A 24,867-nucleotide genomic window follows, 5' to 3' on the forward strand; every position below is an offset into this window, starting at 1 on the left:
CGTCATATCTATGCGCAGGTGGTTGCCCCTGAGGGTGACAAGGTGCTGGCCTCTGCCTCCACCGTAGAGAAGGAGCTGCGTGGCGAAGCTACCGGTAACGTTGAAGCTGCTAAAAAAGTAGGTGCTCTGATTGCTGAGCGTGCTAAAGCTGCTGGTGTTGCCAAGGTCGCTTTCGACCGCTCCGGTTTTAAGTATCACGGTCGTGTTAAGGCTCTCGCCGATGCAGCCCGTGAAGCCGGTCTGGAATTCTGAGGGTAGGCATCATGGCGAAAGATGAGCGTAAACCGCAAAACAATGACGAAGGTCTGATCGAAAAGCTGGTACAGGTTAACCGTGTAGCCAAAGTGGTGAAGGGTGGTCGTATCTTCGGTTTCACAGCCCTGACCGTTGTTGGTGATGGTAAAGGCAAAGTGGGCTTCGGTCGTGGCAAGGCGCGTGAAGTGCCAGTTGCTATCCAGAAGGCTATGGAAGCTGCCCGTCGCAACATGATCCAGGTCGACCTGAACGGCGACACTCTGCAGTACCCTGTTAAAGCCCGTCACGGTGCTTCCAAGGTCTACATGCAGCCTGCTTCTGCGGGTACTGGTGTTATTGTCGGTGGTGCTATGCGTGCTGTTCTGGAAGTGGCTGGCGTACATAACGTACTGGCCAAGTGCTACGGTTCCACCAACCCTGTGAACGTTGTTAACGCAACCTTCAAGGGTCTGCGCGACATGCGTTCTCCTGATGACATTGCTGCCAAGCGTGGCAAGTCTGTTGAAGACATTCTGGGGTAAGTCATGGCTGAGAAGATCAAAGTGACGCTCGTAAAGAGCACTAACGGTCGCCTCGAAAGCCACAAGGCTTGCGTCCGTGGCCTGGGTCTGCGTCGCATCAACCACACGGTTGAAGTGGAAGATACTCCTTCCGTTCGCGGCATGATCAACAAGGTATCTTACCTCGTTAAGGTCGAAGGAGAATAACATGCGTCTGAATACTCTGAGTCCTGCTGAAGGCAGTCGTAAAGAGCGTAAGCGCGTTGGCCGTGGCATCGGTTCCGGTTTGGGTAAGACCGGTGGCCGTGGTCACAAAGGTCAGAAGTCTCGTTCCGGTGGTTCAGTAAGACCTGGTTTTGAAGGCGGACAGCAGCCACTGCAACGTCGTCTGCCCAAGTACGGTTTTACTTCCCGCAAGGCGCGTTTTACTGCTGAAATTCGTTTGCACGAGCTGGCCAAGGTTGAATCCGACGTGATCGATCTGGCTGCTCTGAAGGCTGCAGACCTTATCAACGGTAGCATCCTGCGTGCGAAAGTGATACTGTCCGGCGAACTGAACAAGGCCGTAACACTGAAAGGTGTGGCAGCTACCAAGGGCGCACGCGCCGCGATCGAAGCTGCTGGTGGTAAGATCGAGGACTAAATGGCTAAGACACTACCTGTTGGGAATCAAAGCGGTTTGGGCGAGTTAATTTCTCGCCTCAAATTCGTATTTCTGGCGATCCTTGTATATCGGATCGGTGCTCATATTCCTGTGCCCGGCATCAACCCTGATGCCCTGGCCCGGATGTTTCAACAAAATGAAGGGACCATTCTTGGCCTGTTCAACATGTTCTCTGGTGGTGCTCTGGAGCGTATGTCGGTACTGGCGCTGGGAATCATGCCCTACATATCGGCGTCCATCATCATTCAGTTGATGACGGTGGTCAGCCCGCAGTTGGAACAGCTAAAGAAGGAAGGTGAATCGGGCCGACGCAAGATCAGCCAGTATACCCGCTACCTGACAGTGGTGCTGGCGTTCGTTCAGGGTACCGGCATGACCGTAGGTCTTGCCAACCAGGGCGTAGCATTCAATCCTGATATCAGCTTCTACGTGGTCGCTGTAGTCACCTTCGTAACCGGCGCCGTCTTTATGATGTGGCTGGGCGAGCAGGTGACTGAACGCGGGATTGGTAACGGCATCTCTATCCTGATTTTTGCAGGTATTGTCGCTGGTCTGCCTGGCGCGATTGGGCGGTCTTTCGAGTCAGCCCGTCAGGGTGACATCAATATCCTGGCGCTGCTCGCAATCGCCCTGCTGGCCATTGCAATTATCGCGTTCGTTGTATTCATTGAGCGTGGTCAACGCCGTATTACTGTCAATTACGCCAAGCGTCAGCAAGGTCGTAAAGTATTCGCGGCACAGAGCAGCCATTTGCCTCTGAAAGTCAATATGGCCGGTGTTATTCCAGCTATCTTTGCTTCCAGTCTTCTGCTCTTTCCTGCATCCATTGCACAATGGTTTGGACAGGGTGAAGGTTGGGAATGGCTTCAGGATATCGCACTGGCGCTGGGTCCGGGTCAGCCGCTGAACATAGTTCTGTTCTCGGCAGGGATCATCTTTTTCTGCTTCTTCTACACTGCACTGGTCTTCAACCCGAAGGACGTTGCGGACAACCTGAAGAAGTCAGGGGCATTCATTCCGGGTATTCGTCCTGGTGAACAGTCTGCCCGTTACATCGATGGTGTCCTGACTCGTTTAACCATGTTTGGCGCTATTTACATGACAGCGGTATGTCTGCTGCCACAGTTCCTGGTAGTTTCGGCTAACGTGCCTTTCTATCTGGGTGGTACCAGTCTGCTGATCGTAGTAGTGGTCGTCATGGATACGATGGCTCAGGTGCAGTCTCACCTGATGTCACATCAGTACGAGTCACTGCTGAAGAAATCCAATCTTAAGGGCTATGGTGGTGGTGGCCTGATCCGCTAACACCGGTTCTGCAACGAATGCCGCTAGCTCTGAAATGGTGGAGTGAATAATGAAAGTACGTGCATCGGTCAAGAAAATCTGCCGTAACTGCAAGATTATCAAGCGCAAGGGCACTGTTCGTGTGATCTGCGTTGAGCCGCGACACAAACAGCGTCAAGGCTGATTGTGTATGAGGTCTTTCGGGTTAGCCCGGGCTGTTATGGTCTGACCTCACAAGGCTACAGATAAATACAACCGCTCATGAGCATCATGAGCGGTTGTATTTTGTCGTAGGTGGGATTAAAATTTCCGCCTTTCGACCTGTTAGTTGTGTAAGCATCTAACAATGGACTGGATGGGCGTGCTTCGTCGCATTCTCAACAGTATCTTCAGGTGCTGCTCCGGTCCGTGTTATCTGCCTATAGATTGCGAAGTCGATAAATGTCGCATGGCTGGCTGTAAAGTTGGTCAAGTAAGTCTACAGGCGAAAATAACCGTGAACTCAAAATGTCCCTGTCTTTAAAGACAAGGATGAACTCACGGAGAAAACAAACGGAGACGATTGAATGGCCCGTATTGCTGGCGTCAACATTCCGGATAACAAACATGCTGTTATCTCGTTGACCTACATATTCGGCATCGGCAAGACCACAGCCAAAAAGCTGTGCGAATCCACTGGCGTTAAGCCAGAAGCCAAAATCGCTGATCTGAGCGAAGATCAACTGGAATCCCTGCGTGGCGAAATCGCCAAGCTGGATGTTGAAGGTGATCTGCGTCGTGAAATCAGCATGAACATTAAACGCCTCATGGATCTGGGTTGCTACCGTGGTATCCGCCACCGTCGCAGTCTGCCGGTTCGTGGTCAGCGTTCCAAGACGAATGCTCGCACCCGTAAGGGTCCTCGCAAGCCTATTCGTAAGTAAGTATCAATTAAGAATGGTAATACCGTTCTTATGAAACAGGATTTATTCTGATATGGCAAAGCCAGGTACTCGTTCACGTAAGAAGGTTAAAAAGCAGGTTGTTGACGGAGTAGCTCACATCCACGCTTCTTTTAACAACACTATCGTGACTATTACCGATCGTCAGGGCAATGCTCTGGCCTGGGCCACAGCCGGCGGTTCCGGTTTTCGTGGTTCTCGTAAGAGCACGCCGTTTGCAGCCCAGGTTGCTGCCGAGCGTGCAGGTCAGGCTGCCGCTGAATACGGTCTGAAGAATCTGGATGTCTGCGTGAAAGGACCTGGTCCTGGCCGCGAATCCGCTGTACGCGCATTGAACGCTTGTGGTTACAAGATCACTAACATCACTGATGTTACCCCGATCCCCCACAACGGTTGTCGTCCGCCTAAAAAGCGTCGTGTATAAGCAGGAGTCGGTATAAATGGCTAGATATATTGGTCCAAAGTGCAAACTGTCTCGTCGTGAAGGCACTGATCTTTTTCTGAAGAGCGGCGTCCGTGCACTCGAGTCAAAGTGCAAAGCAGAAATAGCTCCAGGTCAGCACGGTCAGCGTCGTGGCCGTCTTTCTGACTACGGTGTACAGCTTCGTGAAAAGCAGAAAGTTCGTCGTATCTATGGCGTACTGGAGAAGCAGTTCCGTAACTACTATAAGGCCGCTGATCGCAAGAAAGGTGCAACTGGTGCAAACCTCTTGCAACTGCTTGAGTCTCGCCTTGATAATGTAGTTTACCGCATGGGATTCGGTTCCACCCGTGCCGAAGCACGTCAGCTGGTAAGCCACAAAGCCATCCTGGTAAATGGAAAGACAGTAAACATTCCTTCCTATCAGGTTCAGCCTGGCGATGTTGTCGCCATCCGCGAAAAGGCTAAAAACCAGCTGCGTATTAATGCAGCCCTTGAACTGGCCGCTCAGCGTGGGTTTTCTACCTGGGTTGAAGTTGATGCCAGCAAAAAGGAAGGTACCTTCAAGGTGCTGCCCGAGCGGAGTGACCTGTCAGCCGACATCAACGAAAACTTGATCGTCGAGCTGTACTCCAAGTAAGGGATAGACAGTTAGGTGGGGTGTAACATCCATGCAGAATTCGGTTACTGAATTTCTTACTCCTAGACACATTGATGTCGAGGAAATTAGCCTGACGCGCGCTAAGGTAACTCTGGAACCGCTTGAGCGTGGTTTTGGACATACCTTGGGCAATGCTTTGCGTCGTATCCTTCTTTCTTCCATGCCCGGCTGTGCCGTGACTGAAGTTGAGATTGATGGTGTACAGCATGAATACAGTGCGATTGAAGGTGTTCAGGAAGATGTTATTGACATCCTGCTGAACCTCAAAGGTCTTGCCATTCGCATGACCGGCCGTGACGAAGCAACACTGAGTCTGACCAAAAAAGGTTCCGGCCCTGTGACTGCTGCGGATATCCAGTTGGACCACGATGTTGAAATCGTAAACCCGGATCATGTGATCGCCAATCTGAATGAGAAAGGCGACTTGAACATGCAGCTAAGAATAGCGCGTGGCCGCGGTTATGAGTCTGCTGACAGCCGTCATCAGGATGAAGAAGAGACTCGTGCTATTGGCCGTCTGCAACTGGATGCCACCTATAGCCCTGTTTACCGCGTCTCCTATGTCGTTGAAAGCGCTCGTGTTGAGCAGCGTACCGATCTGGACAAGCTGGTTCTTGATCTGGAAACCGACGGTACTCTGGACCCGGATGAAGCTATCCGTCGTGCTGCAACCATTCTGCAACAGCAGCTGGCTGTATTCGTTGATTTGGAAGGCGAGCCTGAACCAGAGCCAGTTAAGGAAGAGGATGAAGTTGATCCTATTCTGCTGCGCCCTGTGGATGATCTCGAACTGACCGTACGTAGTGCTAACTGCCTGAAGGCAGAAAACATCTACTACATTGGTGACCTGATTCAGCGCACTGAGGTTGAACTGCTCAAGACCCCGAACCTGGGTAAGAAGTCCCTGACCGAGATCAAGGACGTTCTGGCCTCCCGTGGTCTGAGCCTGGGTATGCGTCTCGACAACTGGCCACCGGCCAGCCTGAAGGGCGACGACAAGATTTCTGCTTAAGCAGCCATTGGCTTTTTCACTCACTCCAACAGAGTGGGTGCAGGGCAGATGGTAGAATGAGGAAGTTTGTGCCATGCGTCATCGTAAGAGTGGCCGCAAGCTCAACCGGAACAGTTCACATCGCAAGGCGATGTTCAAGAACATGACTGCTTCCCTGGTAGAGCATGAAGTAATCAAAACGACACTGCCGAAAGCTAAAGAGCTGCGCCGTGTTGCTGAACCGCTGATCACCCTGGCCAAGGAAGACAGCGTAGCCAACCGTCGTCTGGCGTTTGATCGTCTCCGTAACAAAGAGACTGTTGGTAAGCTGTTCTCCGAACTGGGCCCTCGTTTCAAAGAGCGCCCGGGCGGTTATATCCGTATCCTGAAGTGCGGATTCCGTAAGGGTGACAATGCGCCTATGGCTATTGTTGAGTTGCTGGATCGTCCAGTGGCTGAAGCGGAAGCTACTGAAGAGTAAGTTTTACTCTTTCAAAAAAAAACCGGACCTTGTGTCCGGTTTTTTTTGAAACTTGAAACTCAGTCAGGCAAGTGAAGCCTTTCCTGAATTGACCCAGCTGACAATGACAGGGGAACTCGAACCGTCTTTCCACTGTCTATACTGCATAAGCATTGCTGTTCTGCTGTTCGAGGGTCTATGTCAAATCAGGGTGTTGAAGTCAAACGTTCTATCGGAAAATACTCCAAATCAGAATGGACTGCCAGGGATACAGGCTGGATGTTCAGTCACGTAGGTACAGGTATTGGTGCAGGGCTTCTTTACCTTCCCATAGCGGCAGGCAGTGGTGGTATATGGCCTCTTCTGTTCATGGCTCTGGTCAGTGGCCCCATGATATTTCTTACCCATAGAGGGTTAACCCGATTCTTTTTGTCTTCCCGAAAACCTGATAGTGATATCAGCAGTGTTGTAAGAGAGAGATTTGGCAATAAAGTCGGCCAGTGGTTGATGCTGATCTGCTTTTTGTCGATGTTTCCTGTTTTACTGCTCTACACGATTGGCATTTCAAACGTTACCGAGAGCTTTCTGATCAATCAGCTTGAATGGGCGGGTGAAGTAAACAGACCTTTGCTCGTGTTTTTGCTGGTCGTTGGCATGATTTCCCTTTTTTGTGGTTCAGAGCAGAAGCTTTTGACACTTATCAGCAGTCTGGTGTTTCCTCTGGCACTCACATTGTTGTGTATAGGTTTGTATTTGATCCCTCAGTGGCGAATGGATTTTCTCCGACAGGAAGTACCTATGACGGACATCGTAACAACCTTTCTTCTGACTTTGCCTGTGCTGGTGTTTTCTTTCTATCATGCACCTGTTTGTTCATCCTTTGCTCAATCATACCGGCGTCAAATCCCTGAGCTTCACCAGTGCATCGCCAAGACCGACCAGATTCACTTCAAAAGTTCTCTGCTTTTACTGCTTATTACATTATTTTTTGTACTTTCATGTATATTGGCTCTGACGCCAGAACAGATAGAGCTTGCGAAAGCTCAAAATCTCCCGACTCTCTCCATCCTGGCTAATCAACCTGGCAACTTTATTTTCTCGAGTCTGGCACCTGTTATCGCCTTTGTGGCGATTTTAACCTCTTTCTTTGGTTTCTTTCTTGGCACTATTGAAGTCATTGATAGCTTGTTCAGTGTGGGGTTAGAGAAGCTCAGGCCCAGTGAGTTGACGCTTCCTTCTGGCAGCTCCAGAGGCTTGAGTCTTTTTCTGGTAGCCCTGGGGTGCTGGATTGCCGGCGTCGGTGACTGGAGTATTCTGTTGATCATGGATGCCATAGTGGCTCCCATGATGGCGATTATCCTTTTCTTTGTTCCGGTCGTAGGGCTTTATAAGTCCAATGTACTCAGACGGTACCGAAACCCCGGGAACGATTTTTTGGTGGTGATTTTTGGTGTAATTGTGCTGGCAGGGTTTCTGGTTTCACAGATAATAAAATAAAAAGCCAGACCCTTATCGAATCTGGCTTTTTATGGTCTGGTTACATCAAGGTGTTATGATTTTTATTCTTGGTTCCATGTATTATTTTTTATTGTGAAATTGTTCTTATTGTCTATTTGCTCTCACTCCTGTGGTTTGTACTATAAGTATTTACGCCTATCCAGGAATTGATCTGGATCAATGTTTTGCTTTTTGAGTAAGTGTATTTCCATAAAAATGGCCTCGAGTTTCCTCTCAGAGGATCAGGTAGACTCGAGTTGCTTGATCTTGGCTTCTTCCTCCTCCTCAGAGGTATTGAGCAACAGTTCTCCGCTTTTGTGCATACGCTCCATCTTGCCATTGATGGCAGCCCCGGCCGCGATTTCCATCACATCGTAATATACGTTGCCTTCTACATGGGCATCGGCTGAAAGCTCCAGCTTGTCAGTGGCGAAAACGTCGCCAGTGACACGACCATTGATGACTATATGGGCAGCAGTCATATTGCCTTCTACACGGCTGCCGGCGATCAGCTGCAGTTTGCCATCATTGGAACTGACATTGCCCTTGATTTTACCTTCAACATGAACGGTGCCACGGAAACGGATATCGCCTTCAACTTCAGTGCCTGCAGCAATCAGCGTGATAGTGTCATCATTTCTGGTGCTGCTGATCAAACTGTTTTCTGAGCTGTTCTTGCCCCACATAGTGGACTCCTTAAAGTGCTTAAGCCGAGATACCTAGAGCGAAAGAAAAAGTGGTATGCGTCCTGTTGACTGAATACAGTGGGTCAGACCCCTTTCTCAAGGTGCAATTTCAAGGGAAGAATCATCCTCCATTGAGCTGTCAGCTTCAATGCATAAAAGCAACTAATGAGCGCCCTGGCACTGGCTGTATAGGGTGGGCTCTGTTTGCATCTCAGAGCCGGGTTATGGATCAGTTTACTTTAGCATCGGCTTCAGGAAGCGGCCGGTATGGGAGGCTGTGCTTTCGGCCACCACTTCAGGTGGACCCCCGGCAATGATTTGGCCCCCGCCGTCACCTCCCTCGGGTCCCAGATCAACGATCCAGTCTGCTGTTTTGATCACATCCAGATTGTGCTCAATCACTACCACGGTATTACCGCGATCTCGTAGCCTGTGCAGAACTGCCAGTAGCTGTTCAATATCGTGGAAGTGCAGCCCTGTGGTGGGTTCATCAAGAATATAAAGGGTTTTTCCGGTATCCCGCTTGGAAAGTTCCTTAGCCAGCTTCACCCGTTGTGCCTCACCTCCGGAGAGCGTGGTAGCGTTCTGCCCCAGATGGATATACGACAGACCAACATCCATAAGGGTTTGCAGTTTGCGTTTAACGGCAGGAATGGGTTCAAAGTATTCCAGAGCTTCTTCGACGGTCATCTCCAGGACTTCATGAATATTCTTGCCCTTGTATTTAACGTCCAGGGTTTCACGGTTGTATCGTTTGCCCTTGCAGACGTCACAGGGTACGTAAATATCCGGCAGAAAATGCATCTCTACCTTAATGACACCGTCGCCCTGACAGGCTTCACATCGACCACCCTTAACGTTAAAGCTGAAACGACCGGGTTTATAGCCACGGGAGCGGGCTTCCTGGGTTCCGGCAAACAGTTCACGAATGGCGGTAAAAATGCCTGTGTAGGTTGCAGGATTGGATCTTGGCGTGCGACCAATAGGGCTTTGATCAATATCAATGCATTTGTCGAAGTGATTCAGGCCGCTGATCTTCTTGTGTTTTGATGCTGTTAAAGTGGTGGCACTATTCAGGACTTGGGCAGCAATAGGGTACAAGGTATTGTTGATGAGGGTAGACTTTCCTGAACCGGAAACGCCGGTGACACAGGTCATCAGCCCCACCGGGATTTCCAGTGTGACATTCTTCAGGTTATTGCCGGAGCAGCCCGTGAGTTTAATCCGCTTATTTTTATCCGCTCTTGTACGTTTTTCAGGAATCGCAATGGCTTTCGTGCCATTCAGGTACTGGCCGGTGACTGACTTTTCATGATCCATAATTTGGGCAGGCGTGCCTTGGGCAATAATTTCACCGCCATGAACCCCGGCACCCGGACCGATATCGATAACGTGGTCGGCAGTTCGAATAGCGTCTTCGTCATGTTCTACGACAATCACCGTATTGCCCAGATCGCGAAGACGGGTCAGTGTATTCAAAAGGCGTTCGTTATCCCGCTGGTGCAATCCAATACTCGGCTCGTCCAGAATATACATAACACCCACCAGACCAGCACCAATCTGACTGGCCAGTCGAATCCGCTGGGCTTCACCCCCGGACAGGGTATCCGCACTTCGATCAAGTGTCAGGTAGTTAAGGCCCACATTCACCAGGAAGCTTAGACGATCGCAGATCTCTTTCAGGATTTTTTCAGCAATCTCCCCTTTCTGACCGGGCAAACTAAGTTGTTCGAAATATGCAAGTGCACGTTCTACCGGGAGTCTCACCAAATCGGGCAGTGTTTCATCTTCGATAAAGACATGTCTTGATTCCTGGCGAAGACGAGTGCCTTTACAACCTGGACAGTGCTGGGTGCTGAGGTACTTGGAAAGCTCTTCACGCACAGACTGGGATTCCGTCTCCCGGAAGCGGCGTTCAAAGTTGGGGATAATGCCTTCAAAGCGATGGCGCTTTTTGTAAACATCGCCCCGATCGTTGACGTAACTAAAATCAATCTGCTCTTCGCCGGAGCCATGAAGAATAATGGTCTGTTGTTCCGCAGTAAGATCATCAAAAGCGGTATCAATGTCAAAGCCGAAGTGAGCAGCCAGCGACTTCAACAGGTGAAAGTAATAGACGCTGCGGCGATCCCAGCCACGAATAGCGCCTTCTGCCAGGGTTAACTCCGGGTGCTGGACAATACGATCTTCATCAAAAAACTGCTTGACCCCCAGCCCATCACAACTGGGGCAGGCTCCCGCCGGGTTGTTGAACGAGAACATGCGAGGCTCCAGTTCATTGATGCTATAGCCACAGGACGGGCAGGCAAAGCGGGCAGAATAAACAATGTCATGCTGCTCACCGTCCATAAAGCTGACCGCTGCAAGCCCGTCGGTGAGCTCCAGAGCTGTTTCAAAAGATTCTGCCAGACGCAACTGCAGGTCTTCTCTCACCTTGAAGCGATCAACCACTACTTCAATGGTGTGTTTTTTCTTCTTGTCCAGCTCGGGTGGATTGTCGAGGTCGGTGACAATGCCATCAATCCGGGCGCGAATAAAACCCTGGGCCCTCAGTTCACTGAAAACATGGAGGTGTTCACCTTTTCGATCCCTGACTACGGGGGCCAGCAGCATCAGTTTAGTACCCTCTGGCAACGCCAGTACCTGGTCCACCATCTGGCTGACAGTCTGGGCTTCCAGCGGTAAGTGATGCTCAGGGCATCGGGGTGTGCCGGTTCTGGCAAACAATAAACGCAGGTAGTCGTATATTTCAGTGATGGTGCCAACGGTTGAGCGTGGGTTATGACTGGTGGACTTTTGTTCAATGGAGATGGCGGGTGACAAACCTTCAATGTGGTCGACATCCGGCTTTTCCATCATCGAGAGAAACTGGCGTGCATAGGCTGACAGCGATTCCACATAGCGACGCTGACCCTCGGCGTAAAGGGTATCGAAGGCCAGTGACGACTTTCCTGATCCGGACAGACCGGTGATGACAATCAGGCTGTCCCGGGGCATATCCAGATCGATGTTCTTCAGGTTATGGGTTCTTGCACCCCGTACGGTGATCGTGTCCAAAGCCAGTCCCTCAGTACCATCTGTCAGGCAAAGGAGCAATTATATAGACTTTACTCACGCAAACCCATGTTAATAGCTGTCCGACAGCAAGCTGGAGAGAATTAAAGCACTTTAAGCAATAGTCGTGTAATATTTTTGGTGCAGACATTAAATTACAGTTTCTATTGACCGCCTTAAGAAACACTGTCGAAGATCCTGCTAACAGTCCTATGCGTATACCCTGCTAGTGAATCAAAAGTGATGGAGCCAATAGAATGTTTACAGGCATTGTTCAAGGCACGGCTAAGATTGAACGTGTGGATGATCACGATAGTATCAGAACCTTTGACATTGAATTTCCAGAAAACTTTTGTCAGGGGTTGAATACAGGAGCCAGTGTTGCGGTTGACGGTGTTTGCCTGACGGTAACAGACATTGTCAGCCCGACTCGGGCCAGATTTGATGTCATTTTACAAAGCTTGCGGGTAACGACATTAGGGGATTATGTCAGTGGCCAGAGCGTGAATGTTGAACGCGCAGCCATCGACGGAGCAGAAATTGGCGGACACCCTTTATCCGGACACATCGACTTCCGGGCCCAAATTCTTGCACTAGAAGAAATCGAGGGAAACTGTCGGGTGCGGTTTGTCTACGACCATGAGTGGGGACAATACATTTTCCCTAAGGGCTATATAGCGATTAATGGTTGCAGCTTAACTTTATCTGATGTCGACAAGAAGAACGATTGTTTTGAAGTCTGGTTGATTCCCGAGACCCGAAGAGTCACAACATTTAGTGATAAAAAAGCAGGTGATTGGGCCAACATTGAAATTGAGCGAGGCACGCAGGTGATCGTCGACACCATTAGAGACACGCTCGAAAAGCAACTGGGTGCTCTTTATCCTGCGCTGGAAGCACTTATGGAAGAAAAAAATATTAACTTGGCAGAGTCGCTGACCAGCAGTTTTGCGTTGCTTGAAAAGAAAAACACTCAGCAAAACGGCTAAAAGCCCTGCAATCCAGAGCTTTATGTTCCCAGTTTTGATTTTGAAGTCAGGCACCATCCAGCTTCAAAAACTGTCTTACCCGAGGTGAATCCGGATGAGTGAAGAACTTTTCTGGTGGGCATTTTTCAATCAGGATGCCTTTTTCCAGGAACACCACCTGGCTTGAGACGTTTCTGGCAAACTCCATTTCGTGTGTTACCACCACCATGGTGTAACCCTCTTTTGATAAGGACTGCATTACGGTCAGAACCTCATCAACCAGTTCAGGGTCAAGGGCTGAGGTGGGTTCATCAAACAGTAACACCTCTGGCTCCATAGCCAGGGCGCGGGCGATAGCGACCCTCTGTTTTTGACCGCCCGATAACATGCTTGGGTAGCTTTCGAGTTTATGGGACATACCAACCTTTTCTAATTGCGCTCTGGCAATCTTTTCCGCCTCAACTTTTGGCATCTTCTTAACGTGCAACAGGGCTTCCATTACATTCCTGAGCACAGTGAGATGGGGCCAGAGGTTGAAGCTTTGAAATACCATGCCGATACGCTCGCGAATCTTGGCGAGCTCTTTGTATTTTAGTGGTTTTCTGGTAGCAGGATTGATACCAATACGTTCATCACCTAAATGGATGCTGCCCCGTTCTGGTTGTTCAAGCCAGTTCATACAACGGAGCAAAGTGGACTTACCTGAGCCGGAAGAGCCCAGGATACTGACAACGTCTCCCTTTTTGATCGTGAGATTAATGTCTCTGAGCACCTCGATTCCGTCAAACTGTTTGGATAGGTTCACCACCTTGACAATATCCTGGGCATTCGATTCTGATTTTGGATATTGGACAGGCAGTTCTACAACAGGTGCCGTTTCTTGAACGGTTTTCGGGGTTTCAACTGGCCCGGTGTGAATCTTTTCATTAAGCATGGCTTAGCCCTCTATCCTGAACTTTATTAAGTGTGATTTTGCTGACCTGTTCAATGGCGATACTGATAATCCAATACAGAGCGATAGCCACAATAAATGCGTTAAGCGGGATGAAGTAGGTTGATTGAATACTGTTAGCTGCCGCTGTGATCTCGCCGACAGTAATAATGCATAGAAAGGCAGTGTCTTTCAGGCAGATGATCAGCTGATTGGCAATGAGCGGCAAGGATCTCAACAACACATTGGGTATGATGATGCGGGTAAAGGTCTTGAACCTGGAGAAGCCACAAGCCTGGGCCGCTTCCATCTGGCCTGAGTCTAATCCCTTGCGAATGCCTCTGAAAATCTCACAAAAATAGGTGCCATGATAAAGGCTCAGGGAGATCAGGCCCGCGGTAAAGGCATCCATGCGGATACCGGCCTGGGGTAAACCATAGTACAACAGGTAAGCCAGAATCAGGAAGGGCAGGGTGCGCATCATGTTGATGACCAGAATCACGCTACCTTTAACACCTTTCGAGCCATTTTCGAGAGTGTAGAGCAGGGTCACACCCAGAATGAAACTTGCGATTGACCCGGCAAAAAATAGTGCAAAGGTATTACCAAAACCCGAGATAAAGATCTCTCTTTGCTGCCAGATTATTTCCCATTCAGTCATAACTACTCCTTATTGTCAGCCAGCCAGATAGTTAGCCTTTCTCTCGGCCATCTGTTGTAATTTGATCAGCACGCCTATGATGCACATGTAAAGAATGCCAGCGCAGAGGATAGGAAGGAGAGGTTCATAAGTGACTGCTGCGATTCGGTTGGTAACGCGAGTCAGGTCAACCACGCCAATGACGGCAATCGCCGGGCTGCCTTTGATCAGGAAAGACATCTCGTTGACCAGTGCGGGCAGGCTCATGACCACCATTTGAGGGAACATGATGCGTCTGAAGTAGGTCATTCGTCGCATACCCAGGGCTTCGGCAGCCTCTTTCTGTCCGCTAGAGAAGTTGAGGAATGCATTTCTCCAGATCTCGGCATTAAATGCCGAAGTATTCAGTGTTAAACACAGGATGGCCGAGAAGTGTTTATCGAGATTGATGCCAAACGATGGGAAAGAGAGGAAGATGAACAAGGCTAATGTGACCAGTGGTGTGGCTCTGGCCCAACTGACATAGACACCTAATATCTGATCGATAATCGGTAATTTTGCCATTCGAATGAGCGCTATCACGAGTCCGATAACCACTCCGAGTGCGATGGATACCATTGATATCCATGCAGTGGTCCATGCTCCCTGAAGCAATTGCATCCATCCGTAGTAATCCATATACACCTACCTGTCTGCAGTAGTATTAACGTTGTTTTTTAGGTAAGACCAGGCTCCCGGGAGTAGTCGTATTTGAGTCCTGGCCGTCACTGAACTATGACGAGTGGTTTATTGTACTGCAGTCAATTTTTGATACTGTTCAACGGAGACGATGGCGTTGGCTGGCAGTTCATCAAAGGATTCACCGAACCATTTCTCTTGCAATTCAGCCATGCGACCAGTCTCTTTCAGGTGTGCAAAGAAGTCGGTCAGGTAGGCCAGCAGTTCAGGACTGTCTTTCGGGACAGGCCAACTGACAAAGCCAGGGCCGGATACAGCTTCACCTTTCTTGAATACCCCGGGCTTGGTTTTTACCAGCTCATTTATATTCACGATACTGTTAATCACGTAATCGATGCGACCATTAGCCAGATCGGCGTAGGCTTCAGGGTAGGATTGATATTCAACCACTTTACCCAGTTTCTTGCCTTGTGCTTCAAGCATGGTTTTTAACTCAGGAAGTCTTTCCAACAGGGCACTGCCTGCCTGTAAGCCAACTCTTTTCCCATCCAGATCCGCGATGGTATTGATGCTGTCGTCTTTTGCGCGGGCAACGAAATAGTGCTGTGCGGAGGCGATGGGTGGAGTGAAATCGAATACTTTCAGACGAGCGTCAGTGATGATGGCACCCGTGAGGGCAAGGTCATACTGACCTGCCGAAACGGATGCCAGAAGGCCTGTCCAGGGCAGAATCTCTTGTTTTACTTTGAAGTCAGAGTAGTCGCGAAGTTCATCCAGAAGATCTTTATTGATTCCGGTCGGCTTGCCTTTATCGATAAAGTTGAACGGAGAATAGTTATCCTCTGTCGCTACCTTTATCCCCTTGCTGGCGAAAGATGGCGACTCATCGGCAACAATCACACTGGACATGCCTAAAGACATCGTTGCTGCGGCAACGGCTACCCATTTTCTAAGTTTTATTCCATGTCTCATAATTTGTTACTTGCTGTGATTTGTGAACGCCTTCACTTTAGAGATGAGAAAGATGAATGGGTTAGAGCCAATTTACCGGGCTGATTGGGACAGCTGGTAGAAAATAAAGTTAATACGACTAATTTAGTATATTGGCTTGCTTCTTGCTGGAGTCAATCGAATGCAATGAATAAAAATATCCAAAAGGTTTACTCCATGGGGATAAATTACAGCTGTTTCATTGAGTTTGATTCGAAGAGAAGTTTGCAGGAGCAGGTAAGAGAGTACCTGGTTAAGGCAATACTTGAAGGTGTCTTCTCTGCTGATGAGGCGCTACCTTCCTGCCGCAAGCTTTCAAGTCAATTGAAGGTCTCACGCAATACCGTGTCACTGGTCTATGAAGGCTTATCAGACGACGGTTATCTTATAAGTAAGCCAAGAAGTGGTTATTATCTGTCGGAAAAATACTCCTCCAGACTTGAAGAGGTGGAACAAGAGTTGAACCATTTTGAGGCAGATAACCCCGCTAATGCAGCAAACTGGAGCCGACGACTCAAGGTTTCTACTGACGCTTTCCCTCGTATAGTGAAACCCTCACACTGGAGCTGTTATCAATATCCTTTTATTTATGGGCAACCGAGCATTAATGATTTCCCTCTGGCGCAATGGCGGGAATCTACTCGTAAGGTGATTGCGGACCCGAAAGATCATAGTTGGCTGTGTGACAAAGTCGATAAGGATGTGGAGCTATTGGTAGAGCAGATCCGGACCCGGGTACTTCCTCAGCGAGGCATTCACGCCAAGAGCGATGAGATTCTAATTACGGTTGGCTCGCAGAACGCCCTGTATTTGCTCTCCAAGATGTTGATGGATAAACACACTCGAGTAGGGGTGGAAAACCCTGGTTATAAAGAAGCAAACAATATTTTTAGTTTGGCCCGGGCTCAGCTTCATCCGCACACCGTCGATCAGGACGGACTGGTGCTGAACGAACTGTCATCCATCTGTGATTATTTCTATGTTACACCGAGTCATCAGGCTCCAACGGGGGTGACTATGAGTAAACAACGCCGGTGTGACCTTTTACATTTAGCGCAAAAAAACGACGCCATCATTATTGAGGATGATTACGACTCAGACAGCAACTCTGAGTGGGACCCCTTACCTGCACTGAAAGCATTGGATAAGAACAACCGTGTTGTCTACGTCAGTAGTTTTTCCAAGACATTGGCACCCGGGCTTCGCCTCGGTTATATCGTTGCCCCGGAAGAGTTGATCTATGAGTTGCGCACACTGCGTCGCTTAATGTATCGCCACCCGCCCAGCCGGGTGCAAATGGAAATGGCGCACTTTATTTCACAGGGCTACTACGACAGCTTCCTGCGGCGCTTCAAAGACAACACCCGCCAACGCTGGCACGAGATTAATCAAGCGGTTGAGCACTATCTTCCGGATTGTAAGCGACTGGCCATGGGCAATTATTGCAATGCCTTGTGGTTAGAAACACCCAACCAAATAAGCAGTCAACGACTGGCGTCCAGAGCTTCTCAACGCGGGGTTCTGATAGAGACAGGATATTCACATTTTATGGGGCAGCAACAAGCCAACCCCGAAATCAATACTTTTTTCAGACTCGGCTTTCATGCCATTGATAAAGCGCTTATTACCCCAGGGGTTGAACAACTGGCAAGAGCTCTGGAGGGCTAACATTTTCGATCTTTGGAGGCACCAACGCCAGGACAACTGTCCTGGCGTCTTTATTACTAATGTTTAATCAAAATCCGAGAGTACCTGGCTAATAATGGCTACACCCTGAGCAATCTCATTGGGTTTAACAATAAGAGGTGGTGCTACGTGAATACGGTTGTTCACTATAAAAGAAAGAAGGCCCTTGTCGGTTAGTTTGGCTTTAAGGGAAGCCATTTTCTCATTACTTAAAGGCTCTCGTGTTGTTCTGTCCTCGACCAGCTCCAGGGCCCAGAACATGCCCTTGCCGCGAATGTCTCCTATGCTATTGTGCTTTTCCATCAGATCGATCAGTGCGGGTCCCAGAACCGTGTTTCCTACCTCATCGGCGTAGCGAACAATGCCTTCTTCTTCCATCGCATCCAGGGTTGCGACAATAGCAGACATTGCCAGTGGATGGCCCGAATAAGTGAGGCCGCCCATAAAGAAGTTGCTCTTGAAATACTCCGAGATCGGCTCGCTTACGACAACGCCGCCAGCAGGGACATAGCCTGAGTTAACCCCTTTAGCGAAGGTGACCAGATCCGGGATAACGTTAAAGTGCTCAAAGGCAAACCAACGGCCAGTGCGACCGAATCCAACCATTACTTCGTCGAAGATCAGCTGTATACCATGCTCGGTGGCCAGGTCTCTAACCCCTTTCAAGTAGCCTTCCGGTGGCAGCAGGAAACCGGCTGTGCCGGGGATTGTCTCCAGAAGAATAGCCGCAATGGAATCGGGTCCTTCACATTCAATCACTCGTTTAAGGTGCTGCAGGGCTCGTTTACACTCTTCTTCCTGAGTCTTTGCGTTGAACTCAGTGCGGTAGAAATAAGGGTTAAAAAAGTGCACATGCCCGCGGCTGTATTCATTAGGTACGCGGCGAAAGTCGCCTGTGGCAGCGATAGCTGAGCCGGTATTGCCGTGGTATGAGCGGTAGGCAGAGAGCACCTTGTCACGACCGGTAAATTGTCTTGCCATGCGAATCGCATTTTCATTGGCATCAGCGCCTGCATTGGTAAAAAACACCTTGTTAAAATTACCGGGTGCTTTATCCAGTATGCGTTTGGCTGCTTCACCCCGGGCAAGGTTAGCTGTTGCTGGCGCTATGGTCACCAGGGACTCAGCCTGTGCCTTGATGGCATCAATAACTTTTGGGTGTTGGTGGCCAATATTGGTGTTGACTAACTGGCTACTAAAATCCAGATACTGCTTCCCTTCGAAGTCCCACAGGTTACATCCTTGTGCACCGGCAATAGCTATTGGTGCTGCTGAATCTTGTACAGACCAGGAATGGAATACGTGTTTATCCAAGTCTATGACGTGCTGATTTGATACATTTGTTTCAAATACATCCATTTTCATTCTCCTGCGGAGTATTGAGCCTTCGTTTGTGTTTTGCCGCTATCTTGGCGAGAAACATGAAAGAGGATGTAGGGACAGTTTAAAAAAAGCCTTGTGTCAGGGTACGGGGTGGCGCTACTGACTCAGACAATCTGAAAAACTGGCTCTATAGGATAGGCTCCGGGCTCATTACATTGATGGCATCAACTCGCAGTACGTAATGGAATGGATAATGGGCTTAGCAACGGTATTTGTTTTTTTTGCCGGATTAGTAAGGGGCTACAGTGGCTTTGGCTTTGCCATTATTGCTGCCTTGTGTCTAAGCCTTGTGTATTCCCCATTTGATGCAATTGCGATTGCTCTGACACTTGATCTGCTCAGTAGTCTCTGTCTGTTATCAGGAATCAGGACGCAGGTTAATCGACGTCTGCTGACCATGCTCACATTGGGCATGTTAGGTGCAATACCTGTTTCGCTTTTGTTTATCTCCGCCATCTCGGCAGATGAACTAAAGATGATGATTGCAGGTTTCTCATTGATTGCCGGTGCTTTGATCCTGTTTGATCTGCGGTTGACATGGCTTAACCATCGCTACGCCTTGCTCGCCGGTGCAGTGTCAGGGTTTGGGATGACCACGGCTTCAGCGGGTGGCCCGCCACTGGTGTTGTATCTCTTAAACCTATCGTTAAACGCAAATGAAATAAGAGCTACGGCGATACTGTTTTTTATCTTGAGTTCGGCGGTATCTCTGCTGGGATTGCTCTTCGTCGATGCTGTCTCGGCCCAGTCTATTCAGTTCAGCTTGCTTCTCTTTCCCGTTGCCATGCTGGGCAGTCTGTTGGGAAAAAAATTGTTCGATTTATACCCGGGTTCATCACCTAAAAACACGGTAGCGCCCATTTTGATGATGTTGGCACTGCTCACAATTATGATTTAACAAGGAAATCATTATGAAGAAAGTTGCATTTATTACCGGCGCAACCTCCGGTTTTGGTAAAGCTGCCGCACAAAAATTCGCAAAAGAGGGGTGGTCGCTGGTTTTATCGGGACGTCGTTTAGAAAGGCTTTTGGATCTCAGAGAGACTCTGGGTGTTCCAGTGCATGTGATGCAACTGGATGTGCGGGATTCAGAAGCCGTGATTAAAGCAGTAGAGTCCTTGCCAGAAGAATTTTCAGAGGTTACAGCCCTGGTTAACAATGCAGGTCTGGCACTGGCGCCTCAGGGCGCCCCCGAGGTTGATCTTGATGACTGGCACACCATGATAGATACCAACGTTACCGGTTTGGTCAATGTCACACACGCACTCTTGCCTGCCTTAATCAGGACCGGGGCCGGTGCTACCATCATCAATGTGGGCTCAATAGCAGGTCAATGGCCTTATCCGGGAAGCCATGTTTATGGTGCCAGTAAGGCATTTGTTAAGCAATTCAGCTACAACCTGAGGTGCGATCTGCAGGGGACGGGGGTACGTGTTACTGATCTATCGCCAGGCATTGCAGAGACGGAATTCACACTGGTGCGCACCAAAGGAAACCAGGAGGCATCAGATAACTTATACCGTGGCACCACACCTCTGAGCTCCGAAGATATTGCCGGGCAAATGTTTTATATTGCAACTTTGCCGGAGCACATCAACATTAACCGTGTTGAGGTGATGCCAACACGTCAGGCCTGGTCTCCATTTGCTATCGACCGCGATGAGTTCAGTCACCAGTGATACTCCTCTCTCCCTTAACCTGAAGACGGGTACTTTCGTTTGTTTGTTCTTGATCAATAACGTGAATGGGCATAATCTCCCCGGCTGCTGCTGTTAATCTGACCGGCGCGGGCAGCGGTGGCCAGGGAGCGCCCAGCTTCCAGGCGTAAGCGATGTTAGCCTGGTTGACCGACAGGTGGGTTGCCAGGATGTACTCGGCGTGTCCGTCCTGATGCAGATGAGTAACGCCCTGTTTTGGCAGTTTAAAAACCAGTTCGCCATTAGAGTCCATCATGGGAGGGTTCATTCCGGCACTCCTTGGATAGTGATAACAGGTTTTAAAGTGCTCGTTGGGTTGGAAGCCGCTCATAGTTATGCTGAAGTAACTCATATCTTCTGTGGCGTCCTTTTTATGATCGTTATTCAGTGATACCTGATAGGTGGACAGGGTCAGAATTTTAGCTCGGTATACCAGTTCAGGAAGCACAACATTAAAGGCTTCTTTAAGATCAAAACCACTGACTTCATGGGGAAATACCATTCTGTTTCTGCTGAACCAGACGTGGCATTGTTTTTGGATATCACTTAAAAGAGCCCGATTCACGCCTTTGACTCGTGAGATGGGGTCACAGATAACTGCTTCGATTTGGGTATTCAGTTGCTTGCGGGTACCTTTTAATTCGAGTATTTTGCATTTCCGGTCTATCGCAGGAGCAAGCCTGATACCTACGGAGTGAAGGTTTTTTAACGCTGCCTCTTTTTTGTAGGTGATGACGGGTAATTGCAATGTGTGTTCCTGAGTATCAGCATCCTCTGTATTGCCTGAACGATTCCAGGACGAAATTTCGATATACAAGAGTAAAGCTCCCACAAAAAGCACTGTACCGGAAATAAATACGGAGCGGTCACAATCACGATGGCGGTGATAACGGTCATAATGGGCTTCTGACGACGTGGGAGTCACGAGTGTGGTGGCAAGCACTGCCACCATGAAAAGCCTCACATAAGTGGCGTATCGGACAGGATATGTCATGCTGATCAATCCTCTGTGTTTATTCCCTGGGGTAATTATGCGCCTGCCCCGGGATAGGCAAACTTCTTTTTCATGATTACTCTGGAAGGAATAAAAATAGCTGATTGGCCGGAAAGTGTTGGTATATGGAAGGTTTTTTTGGCGCAAGTCCAGCGGGCATAATGTCTTCCCACGGTGCCTTACTTCAACAGCTTTTCCTGATAATATAAGCCGCTTGCAATGTTATATAAGAAGTCAGGAATGTCTCCGCAGGAACTGAAATCAACGGTCTCACTGTCTTTGGTGTTTGTATTCAGGATGTTTGGCCTCTTTATGGTACTGCCTGTTCTGGTCCTTTATTCCGAAGACCTGCAAGGGGCCACCCCGGCTCTGGCCGGTTTTGCTATCGGTGCTTATGGATTAACCCAGGCAGCACTGCAAATCCCCTTTGGCTGGATGTCAGACCGGTTCGGGCGCAAGCCGGTGATTATAGCCGGTATGATGATCTTTATGCTGGGTAGTCTCGTCGCCGCTCAGGCGGACTCTATTTACGGAGTCATTTTTGGCCGGATTCTTCAAGGTTCTGGTGCGGTATCCGGAGCCGTCACGGCACTTCTGGCCGATTTGACCCGCGAGCAATACCGTACCCGGGCCATGGCGGTATTTGGTATCAGTATCGGATTCTCATTCTGCATCGCGATGCTATTAGGCCCTCTATTCGCCAGCTGGTGGGGGCTGGAGGGGTTGTTTGGCAGTAATGCTGTGATGGCGGGCTTAAGCATTCTAATTCTATTGTTTATGGTACCAACTCCAGTGGTGACCCGTACTGATCTGAACACCAAAGTCAGTATAAAAGACGTAGGCAATGTCGTAGGCAATCCGGAAATGCTCAGGTTGATGGCCGGTATCTTTACCCTGCATTTCACCCTGATGGCCCTGTTCGTGTTTTTGCCTCAAATGTTGGAAGATATCCTGGGGATGGCCCGGGAAAAACACGGTTGGATATACGTAGTGGCACTCTCGGTCTCCTTTGTCATGATCGTACCGGTGATTATTTTCAGTGAAGCCAAACGTCGCCTGAAACAGTGCTTTGTAGGTGCGGTCACTGTGTTGCTGGCAGCCATTGCCGGCATGTGGCGTGTCGAAAGTGTACTGCTGGGAATATTCCTGTTTTTTGCGGCATTTAATTTTCTGGAAGCTACACTACCTTCTCTGGTCAGTAAATTGTCGTCCGCAGGCACTCGGGGAACCTCTATGGGCGTATACTCAACCAGCCAGTTTCTGGGGGCGGCCCTGGGCGGCAGTCTTGGTGGGTTGGCGTTTCAGTACTGGGGTGCGACTGGTGTCATGATGGTTTGTGCAATCCCTACTGCACTCTGGTGGTTATTGTCTGTTACCATGAAACAACCTCGTTATGTCAGCAGTATGGTGATGGCCCTCGACTCGTCCATGAGCCTGGATGCCCGTGCCATTGGCAGGGAGCTGGCCATTATTCCCGGGGTTGAGGAAGTGACCGTCCTGGATAGTGAGAGAACCGCCTATCTGAAGGTGGACAGAAAAATAGTGGATATGGCCGCGCTGCGCCAATACGGTGAGTGTTGACATAAATGAATGAGAAAGCTACAACCAGAAACCTGTTTTTATTCCTGTTGGGAGTGAAAACGGTTTATGTTAAAAATTACTGGAGAAACTGATGGCACGTGGTGTTAATAAGGTCATTCTGATCGGCAACCTGGGCAATGATCCGGATGTCCGTTTTACCCCAAATGGCAGCGCTGTAGCTAACCTGAGCGTGGCGACCAGTGAGTCCTGGAAAGATCGTAACACCGGCCAGCCTCAGGAAAAAACCGAATGGCACAGGGTGGTCATTTTCGGAAAGCTGGCTGAAATTGCTCAGCAATACCTGCGCAAGGGTTCCAAGGTTTACATCGAAGGTAAGCTGCAAACCCGTAAGTGGCAGGACCAGTCCGGTCAGGATAAGTACACGACAGAGGTTGTTGTTGATGGCTTCAGTGGCCAGCTCCAAATGCTGGATAGCCGCCAGGACGGAATGGGGATGCCTGCCAGTGGTGGTGAGTTTCAGCCAAGGGCTACACAACAGCCAGCCTCTCAGCAGCCCGCACCGCAGCAATACAGTGCACCCCAACAGCCGATGCAACAGCAAGCGCCCGCAGCGGCACCACAGCAACAACATCAACCTCTACAACATCAGCCTCAACAGCGTCCTGCTCAACAACAGCAGCCTCAGCAACAGCCTCAGGCTGCAACGGCTGGTGGCTTTGACGACTTTGATGATGATATTCCGTTCTAAGCAGGAACCGGGTATTGCAAAAGGCCGCTGAAATCAGCGGCCTTTTGATTATCTGGGGAAGAAATCGCCGATTTCTTAAAGACTTTGTCCATTTCTCTCATTGTTTATTCTCTTCCAGCAGTGGACAATATTAATCGAATAGAACAATGTCGGGTGTCATCTCAGATGGATCGAGCCAGCCTGCGCAAGCAGTTACGTAACAATCGTCAATCCCTGTCGGCTGAACAGCAGCTTGCTGCTGCAAGGAAACTATCCTCTGTCGTATGTAGCAGTGAGGTTTTTCGACACAGTCAGCATATCGCGCTGTATCTGGCTAATGATGGTGAAATTGATCCCGGATTTATTGCCCGGACGATCTGGGAGCAAGATAAATTCTGCTATCTTCCGGTTCTGGATCAGGAAGACCCTGACAAGATGTATTTCCAGCTCTACAGACCTAATACCCGAATGGTAGAGAACCGTTACGGAATTGCTGAACCGGAACTGGATCTTGAGAAAACCGTTAAGGCGGAAGCTCTGGATCTGGTACTCATGCCACTCACTGGTTTTGATGAAGAGGGCAATCGCCTCGGCATGGGAGCGGGTTATTACGACCGGACTTTTGCATTTCTGGGAAAACGCAGTAAACCGATACTGATAGGGTTAGCACATGAGTGTCAGAAAGTCAGTGCAATTCCTGTGGCAGACTGGGATATTCCCATGAAAGGTGTGGCAACAGAAAAACAGTTATACGGTGAAAAAAGTCAGTAAGCCAGTCCCTGGCTTACACTGTCAGCTTGTCAGATCAGGATCGAAGTCGCTGCTGTTGTTAATACAGCGATTGTAAACACCGCTAATAAAAGGCTGATTGCATCGGGTTTTGAGCCAACCATTTTCTTCAGAGCTCCACATTGTATTAATTATTATTGCAGTAGTCTCATGATCTAAAGCAGTCAGTCATGGGTTTACCATCACAAACTGCTCTTCTTGAGCTATAGCTATCGTTGCTTTTTTGTTAAACGTTGGAGAATTTCGCACAAAGAAGGGTTAACTGCAAGATGTTAAAAGTCAGTGGTCGTTTCTAGCAGCCTGTCGGACTTAAGGCTGTCCTACTGCGGTTGCAATAAATTGGTCTAAAAATTCCTGCTTCTTCGTCAAATAGCTCGCTATTCTCCTCAGAAGCAGAAATTTTTATCCTCAATTTCTTGCAATCCTCG

The 24,867-nt window shown here is 49.2% G+C and carries 27 protein-coding genes; 19 read left to right on the top strand and 8 right to left on the bottom strand.

Features of this window, described 5'->3' with window-relative positions; all coding sequences use genetic code 11:
* The 12 genes from rplR to KDK19_RS10645 form a co-directional block, all read left to right on the top strand.
* On the top strand, positions 1 to 252 hold a 252-nt coding region (rplR, locus tag KDK19_RS10590; RefSeq protein WP_257291915.1), incomplete at its 5' end, for a 50S ribosomal protein L18.
* Between the two features lie 11 nt (positions 253 to 263).
* A complete protein-coding gene (gene rpsE / locus KDK19_RS10595; RefSeq protein ID WP_257291916.1) occupies positions 264 to 776 on the top strand; it encodes a 30S ribosomal protein S5 in 513 nt (170 codons plus the stop codon).
* Positions 777 to 779: 3 nt separating this feature from the next.
* A complete protein-coding gene (gene rpmD / locus KDK19_RS10600) occupies positions 780 to 962 on the top strand; it encodes a 50S ribosomal protein L30 (RefSeq protein ID WP_252177315.1) in 183 nt (60 codons plus the stop codon).
* A gap of 1 nt (position 963) precedes the next feature.
* Complete coding sequence (rplO, locus tag KDK19_RS10605) at positions 964 to 1,398, top strand: 50S ribosomal protein L15 (protein ID WP_257253599.1); 435 nt, start codon at positions 964 to 966, stop codon at positions 1,396 to 1,398.
* Positions 1,399 to 2,724 (top strand): preprotein translocase subunit SecY, encoded by a 1,326-nt coding sequence (secY, locus tag KDK19_RS10610; RefSeq protein WP_257253601.1) that lies wholly within the window; start codon positions 1,399 to 1,401, stop codon positions 2,722 to 2,724. It begins immediately after the preceding gene.
* A gap of 49 nt (positions 2,725 to 2,773) precedes the next feature.
* Complete coding sequence (gene rpmJ / locus KDK19_RS10615; RefSeq protein ID WP_079253874.1) at positions 2,774 to 2,887, top strand: 50S ribosomal protein L36; 114 nt, start codon at positions 2,774 to 2,776, stop codon at positions 2,885 to 2,887.
* A gap of 382 nt (positions 2,888 to 3,269) precedes the next feature.
* On the top strand, positions 3,270 to 3,626 hold the full coding sequence (rpsM, locus tag KDK19_RS10620) for a 30S ribosomal protein S13 (protein ID WP_257254922.1): 357 nt from the start codon (positions 3,270 to 3,272) through the stop codon (positions 3,624 to 3,626).
* 52 nt (positions 3,627 to 3,678) lie between these two features.
* Positions 3,679 to 4,068, top strand: coding sequence for a 30S ribosomal protein S11 (rpsK, locus tag KDK19_RS10625; RefSeq protein WP_034841784.1), 390 nt, complete (start codon positions 3,679 to 3,681; stop codon positions 4,066 to 4,068).
* A gap of 16 nt (positions 4,069 to 4,084) precedes the next feature.
* Positions 4,085 to 4,705 (top strand): 30S ribosomal protein S4, encoded by a 621-nt coding sequence (rpsD, locus tag KDK19_RS10630; protein ID WP_257254923.1) that lies wholly within the window; start codon positions 4,085 to 4,087, stop codon positions 4,703 to 4,705.
* A 31-nt stretch (positions 4,706 to 4,736) separates the two neighbouring features.
* Positions 4,737 to 5,738 carry a DNA-directed RNA polymerase subunit alpha gene (gene rpoA, locus KDK19_RS10635; protein ID WP_257254924.1) on the top strand — a complete coding sequence of 334 codons (1,002 nt, stop codon included), beginning with the start codon at positions 4,737 to 4,739 and terminating at the stop codon, positions 5,736 to 5,738.
* Between the two features lie 73 nt (positions 5,739 to 5,811).
* Positions 5,812 to 6,198, top strand: coding sequence for a 50S ribosomal protein L17 (rplQ, locus tag KDK19_RS10640; protein ID WP_257254925.1), 387 nt, complete (start codon positions 5,812 to 5,814; stop codon positions 6,196 to 6,198).
* A 258-nt stretch (positions 6,199 to 6,456) separates the two neighbouring features.
* Entirely contained in the window at positions 6,457 to 7,674 is a 1,218-nt protein-coding gene (locus KDK19_RS10645) for an amino acid permease (RefSeq protein WP_257291917.1), read from the top strand.
* 242 nt (positions 7,675 to 7,916) lie between these two features.
* Here the strand turns inward: KDK19_RS10645 and KDK19_RS10650 are convergent, their stop codons facing one another.
* Positions 7,917 to 8,360: a polymer-forming cytoskeletal protein gene (locus KDK19_RS10650; protein WP_257254927.1), complete on the bottom strand. Its 444-nt coding sequence runs from the start codon at positions 8,358 to 8,360 to the stop codon at positions 7,917 to 7,919.
* A 234-nt stretch (positions 8,361 to 8,594) separates the two neighbouring features.
* Positions 8,595 to 11,417: an excinuclease ABC subunit UvrA gene (uvrA, locus tag KDK19_RS10655; RefSeq protein WP_257254928.1), complete on the bottom strand. Its 2,823-nt coding sequence runs from the start codon at positions 11,415 to 11,417 to the stop codon at positions 8,595 to 8,597.
* A gap of 254 nt (positions 11,418 to 11,671) precedes the next feature.
* On the opposite strand from uvrA, the gene KDK19_RS10660 reads away from it, so the two are divergent.
* Complete coding sequence (locus tag KDK19_RS10660) at positions 11,672 to 12,403, top strand: riboflavin synthase subunit alpha (RefSeq protein ID WP_257291918.1); 732 nt, start codon at positions 11,672 to 11,674, stop codon at positions 12,401 to 12,403.
* 46 nt (positions 12,404 to 12,449) lie between these two features.
* On the opposite strand, the gene KDK19_RS10665 is transcribed toward KDK19_RS10660, so the two are convergent.
* The 4 genes from KDK19_RS10665 to KDK19_RS10680 all read right to left on the bottom strand — a co-directional run bounded on the left by KDK19_RS10665 (position 12,450) and on the right by KDK19_RS10680 (position 15,603).
* Complete coding sequence (locus tag KDK19_RS10665) at positions 12,450 to 13,316, bottom strand: amino acid ABC transporter ATP-binding protein (RefSeq protein ID WP_306801331.1); 867 nt, start codon at positions 13,314 to 13,316, stop codon at positions 12,450 to 12,452.
* Complete coding sequence (locus KDK19_RS10670) at positions 13,309 to 13,974, bottom strand: amino acid ABC transporter permease (protein ID WP_257255066.1); 666 nt, start codon at positions 13,972 to 13,974, stop codon at positions 13,309 to 13,311. The genes KDK19_RS10665 and KDK19_RS10670 overlap by 8 nt, the downstream gene beginning before the upstream one ends.
* A gap of 15 nt (positions 13,975 to 13,989) precedes the next feature.
* Positions 13,990 to 14,631 (bottom strand): amino acid ABC transporter permease, encoded by a 642-nt coding sequence (locus KDK19_RS10675; protein ID WP_257255065.1) that lies wholly within the window; start codon positions 14,629 to 14,631, stop codon positions 13,990 to 13,992.
* A gap of 108 nt (positions 14,632 to 14,739) precedes the next feature.
* The gene (locus KDK19_RS10680) at positions 14,740 to 15,603 is read right to left on the bottom strand and encodes a transporter substrate-binding domain-containing protein (RefSeq protein WP_257255064.1); all 864 of its coding nucleotides are present in this window, start codon (positions 15,601 to 15,603) and stop codon (positions 14,740 to 14,742) included.
* A 165-nt stretch (positions 15,604 to 15,768) separates the two neighbouring features.
* On the opposite strand from KDK19_RS10680, the gene KDK19_RS10685 reads away from it, so the two are divergent.
* Complete coding sequence (locus tag KDK19_RS10685; protein WP_257255063.1) at positions 15,769 to 17,289, top strand: PLP-dependent aminotransferase family protein; 1,521 nt, start codon at positions 15,769 to 15,771, stop codon at positions 17,287 to 17,289.
* A gap of 63 nt (positions 17,290 to 17,352) precedes the next feature.
* On the opposite strand, the gene KDK19_RS10690 is transcribed toward KDK19_RS10685, so the two are convergent.
* Positions 17,353 to 18,666: an aspartate aminotransferase family protein gene (locus tag KDK19_RS10690; protein WP_257255062.1), complete on the bottom strand. Its 1,314-nt coding sequence runs from the start codon at positions 18,664 to 18,666 to the stop codon at positions 17,353 to 17,355.
* 217 nt (positions 18,667 to 18,883) lie between these two features.
* On the opposite strand from KDK19_RS10690, the gene KDK19_RS10695 reads away from it, so the two are divergent.
* Both KDK19_RS10695 and KDK19_RS10700 read left to right on the top strand, forming a co-directional pair.
* Positions 18,884 to 19,588: a TSUP family transporter gene (locus KDK19_RS10695; RefSeq protein WP_257291919.1), complete on the top strand. Its 705-nt coding sequence runs from the start codon at positions 18,884 to 18,886 to the stop codon at positions 19,586 to 19,588.
* A 13-nt stretch (positions 19,589 to 19,601) separates the two neighbouring features.
* On the top strand, positions 19,602 to 20,369 hold the full coding sequence (locus tag KDK19_RS10700; protein WP_257255060.1) for an SDR family NAD(P)-dependent oxidoreductase: 768 nt from the start codon (positions 19,602 to 19,604) through the stop codon (positions 20,367 to 20,369).
* Here the strand turns inward: KDK19_RS10700 and KDK19_RS10705 are convergent.
* Positions 20,356 to 21,381: a hypothetical protein gene (locus KDK19_RS10705; protein WP_257255059.1), complete on the bottom strand. Its 1,026-nt coding sequence runs from the start codon at positions 21,379 to 21,381 to the stop codon at positions 20,356 to 20,358. The two genes, KDK19_RS10700 and KDK19_RS10705, sit on opposite strands and share 14 nt — an antisense overlap.
* Before the next feature lie 240 nt (positions 21,382 to 21,621).
* Here KDK19_RS10705 and KDK19_RS10710 point away from each other — a divergent pair, with 240 nt between their 5' ends.
* The 3 genes from KDK19_RS10710 (at position 21,622) to KDK19_RS10720 (ending at position 24,421) form a co-directional block, all read left to right on the top strand.
* Positions 21,622 to 22,962 carry an MFS transporter gene (locus KDK19_RS10710; protein WP_257255058.1) on the top strand — a complete coding sequence of 447 codons (1,341 nt, stop codon included), beginning with the start codon at positions 21,622 to 21,624 and terminating at the stop codon, positions 22,960 to 22,962.
* Positions 22,963 to 23,053: 91 nt separating this feature from the next.
* On the top strand, positions 23,054 to 23,671 hold the full coding sequence (gene ssb / locus KDK19_RS10715) for a single-stranded DNA-binding protein (protein WP_306670750.1): 618 nt from the start codon (positions 23,054 to 23,056) through the stop codon (positions 23,669 to 23,671).
* A gap of 165 nt (positions 23,672 to 23,836) precedes the next feature.
* Positions 23,837 to 24,421, top strand: coding sequence for a 5-formyltetrahydrofolate cyclo-ligase (locus KDK19_RS10720; RefSeq protein WP_257255057.1), 585 nt, complete (start codon positions 23,837 to 23,839; stop codon positions 24,419 to 24,421).
* Positions 24,422 to 24,867 lie beyond the last annotated feature (446 nt).

Origin of the sequence: Endozoicomonas sp. ONNA1, from assembly GCF_024606325.1 — a bacterium.
In the GTDB taxonomy this organism is placed as follows: Bacteria; Pseudomonadota; Gammaproteobacteria; order Pseudomonadales; family Endozoicomonadaceae; genus Endozoicomonas_A.

Coding starts and splice junctions, on each gene's coding strand:
- ssb (WP_306670750.1), top strand. CDS start 23,054: ATGGCACGTGGTGTTAATAAGGTCATTCTGATCGGCAACCTGGGCAAT.
- rpoA (WP_257254924.1), top strand. CDS start 4,737: ATGCAGAATTCGGTTACTGAATTTCTTACTCCTAGACACATTGATGTC.
- rpmD (WP_252177315.1), top strand. CDS start 780: ATGGCTGAGAAGATCAAAGTGACGCTCGTAAAGAGCACTAACGGTCGC.
- KDK19_RS10650 (WP_257254927.1), bottom strand. CDS start 8,360: ATGTGGGGCAAGAACAGCTCAGAAAACAGTTTGATCAGCAGCACCAGA.
- rpsM (WP_257254922.1), top strand. CDS start 3,270: ATGGCCCGTATTGCTGGCGTCAACATTCCGGATAACAAACATGCTGTT.
- KDK19_RS10705 (WP_257255059.1), bottom strand. CDS start 21,381: ATGACATATCCTGTCCGATACGCCACTTATGTGAGGCTTTTCATGGTG.
- KDK19_RS10695 (WP_257291919.1), top strand. CDS start 18,884: ATGGGCTTAGCAACGGTATTTGTTTTTTTTGCCGGATTAGTAAGGGGC.
- KDK19_RS10720 (WP_257255057.1), top strand. CDS start 23,837: ATGGATCGAGCCAGCCTGCGCAAGCAGTTACGTAACAATCGTCAATCC.
- KDK19_RS10660 (WP_257291918.1), top strand. CDS start 11,672: ATGTTTACAGGCATTGTTCAAGGCACGGCTAAGATTGAACGTGTGGAT.
- KDK19_RS10670 (WP_257255066.1), bottom strand. CDS start 13,974: ATGACTGAATGGGAAATAATCTGGCAGCAAAGAGAGATCTTTATCTCG.
- KDK19_RS10665 (WP_306801331.1), bottom strand. CDS start 13,316: ATGCTTAATGAAAAGATTCACACCGGGCCAGTTGAAACCCCGAAAACC.
- secY (WP_257253601.1), top strand. CDS start 1,399: ATGGCTAAGACACTACCTGTTGGGAATCAAAGCGGTTTGGGCGAGTTA.
- KDK19_RS10645 (WP_257291917.1), top strand. CDS start 6,457: ATGTTCAGTCACGTAGGTACAGGTATTGGTGCAGGGCTTCTTTACCTT.
- KDK19_RS10690 (WP_257255062.1), bottom strand. CDS start 18,666: ATGGATGTATTTGAAACAAATGTATCAAATCAGCACGTCATAGACTTG.
- rpmJ (WP_079253874.1), top strand. CDS start 2,774: ATGAAAGTACGTGCATCGGTCAAGAAAATCTGCCGTAACTGCAAGATT.
- KDK19_RS10685 (WP_257255063.1), top strand. CDS start 15,769: ATGAATAAAAATATCCAAAAGGTTTACTCCATGGGGATAAATTACAGC.
- rplO (WP_257253599.1), top strand. CDS start 964: ATGCGTCTGAATACTCTGAGTCCTGCTGAAGGCAGTCGTAAAGAGCGT.
- KDK19_RS10710 (WP_257255058.1), top strand. CDS start 21,622: ATGTCTCCGCAGGAACTGAAATCAACGGTCTCACTGTCTTTGGTGTTT.
- rpsK (WP_034841784.1), top strand. CDS start 3,679: ATGGCAAAGCCAGGTACTCGTTCACGTAAGAAGGTTAAAAAGCAGGTT.
- rpsE (WP_257291916.1), top strand. CDS start 264: ATGGCGAAAGATGAGCGTAAACCGCAAAACAATGACGAAGGTCTGATC.
- KDK19_RS10675 (WP_257255065.1), bottom strand. CDS start 14,631: ATGGATTACTACGGATGGATGCAATTGCTTCAGGGAGCATGGACCACT.
- rplQ (WP_257254925.1), top strand. CDS start 5,812: ATGCGTCATCGTAAGAGTGGCCGCAAGCTCAACCGGAACAGTTCACAT.
- KDK19_RS10700 (WP_257255060.1), top strand. CDS start 19,602: ATGAAGAAAGTTGCATTTATTACCGGCGCAACCTCCGGTTTTGGTAAA.
- rpsD (WP_257254923.1), top strand. CDS start 4,085: ATGGCTAGATATATTGGTCCAAAGTGCAAACTGTCTCGTCGTGAAGGC.
- KDK19_RS10680 (WP_257255064.1), bottom strand. CDS start 15,603: ATGAGACATGGAATAAAACTTAGAAAATGGGTAGCCGTTGCCGCAGCA.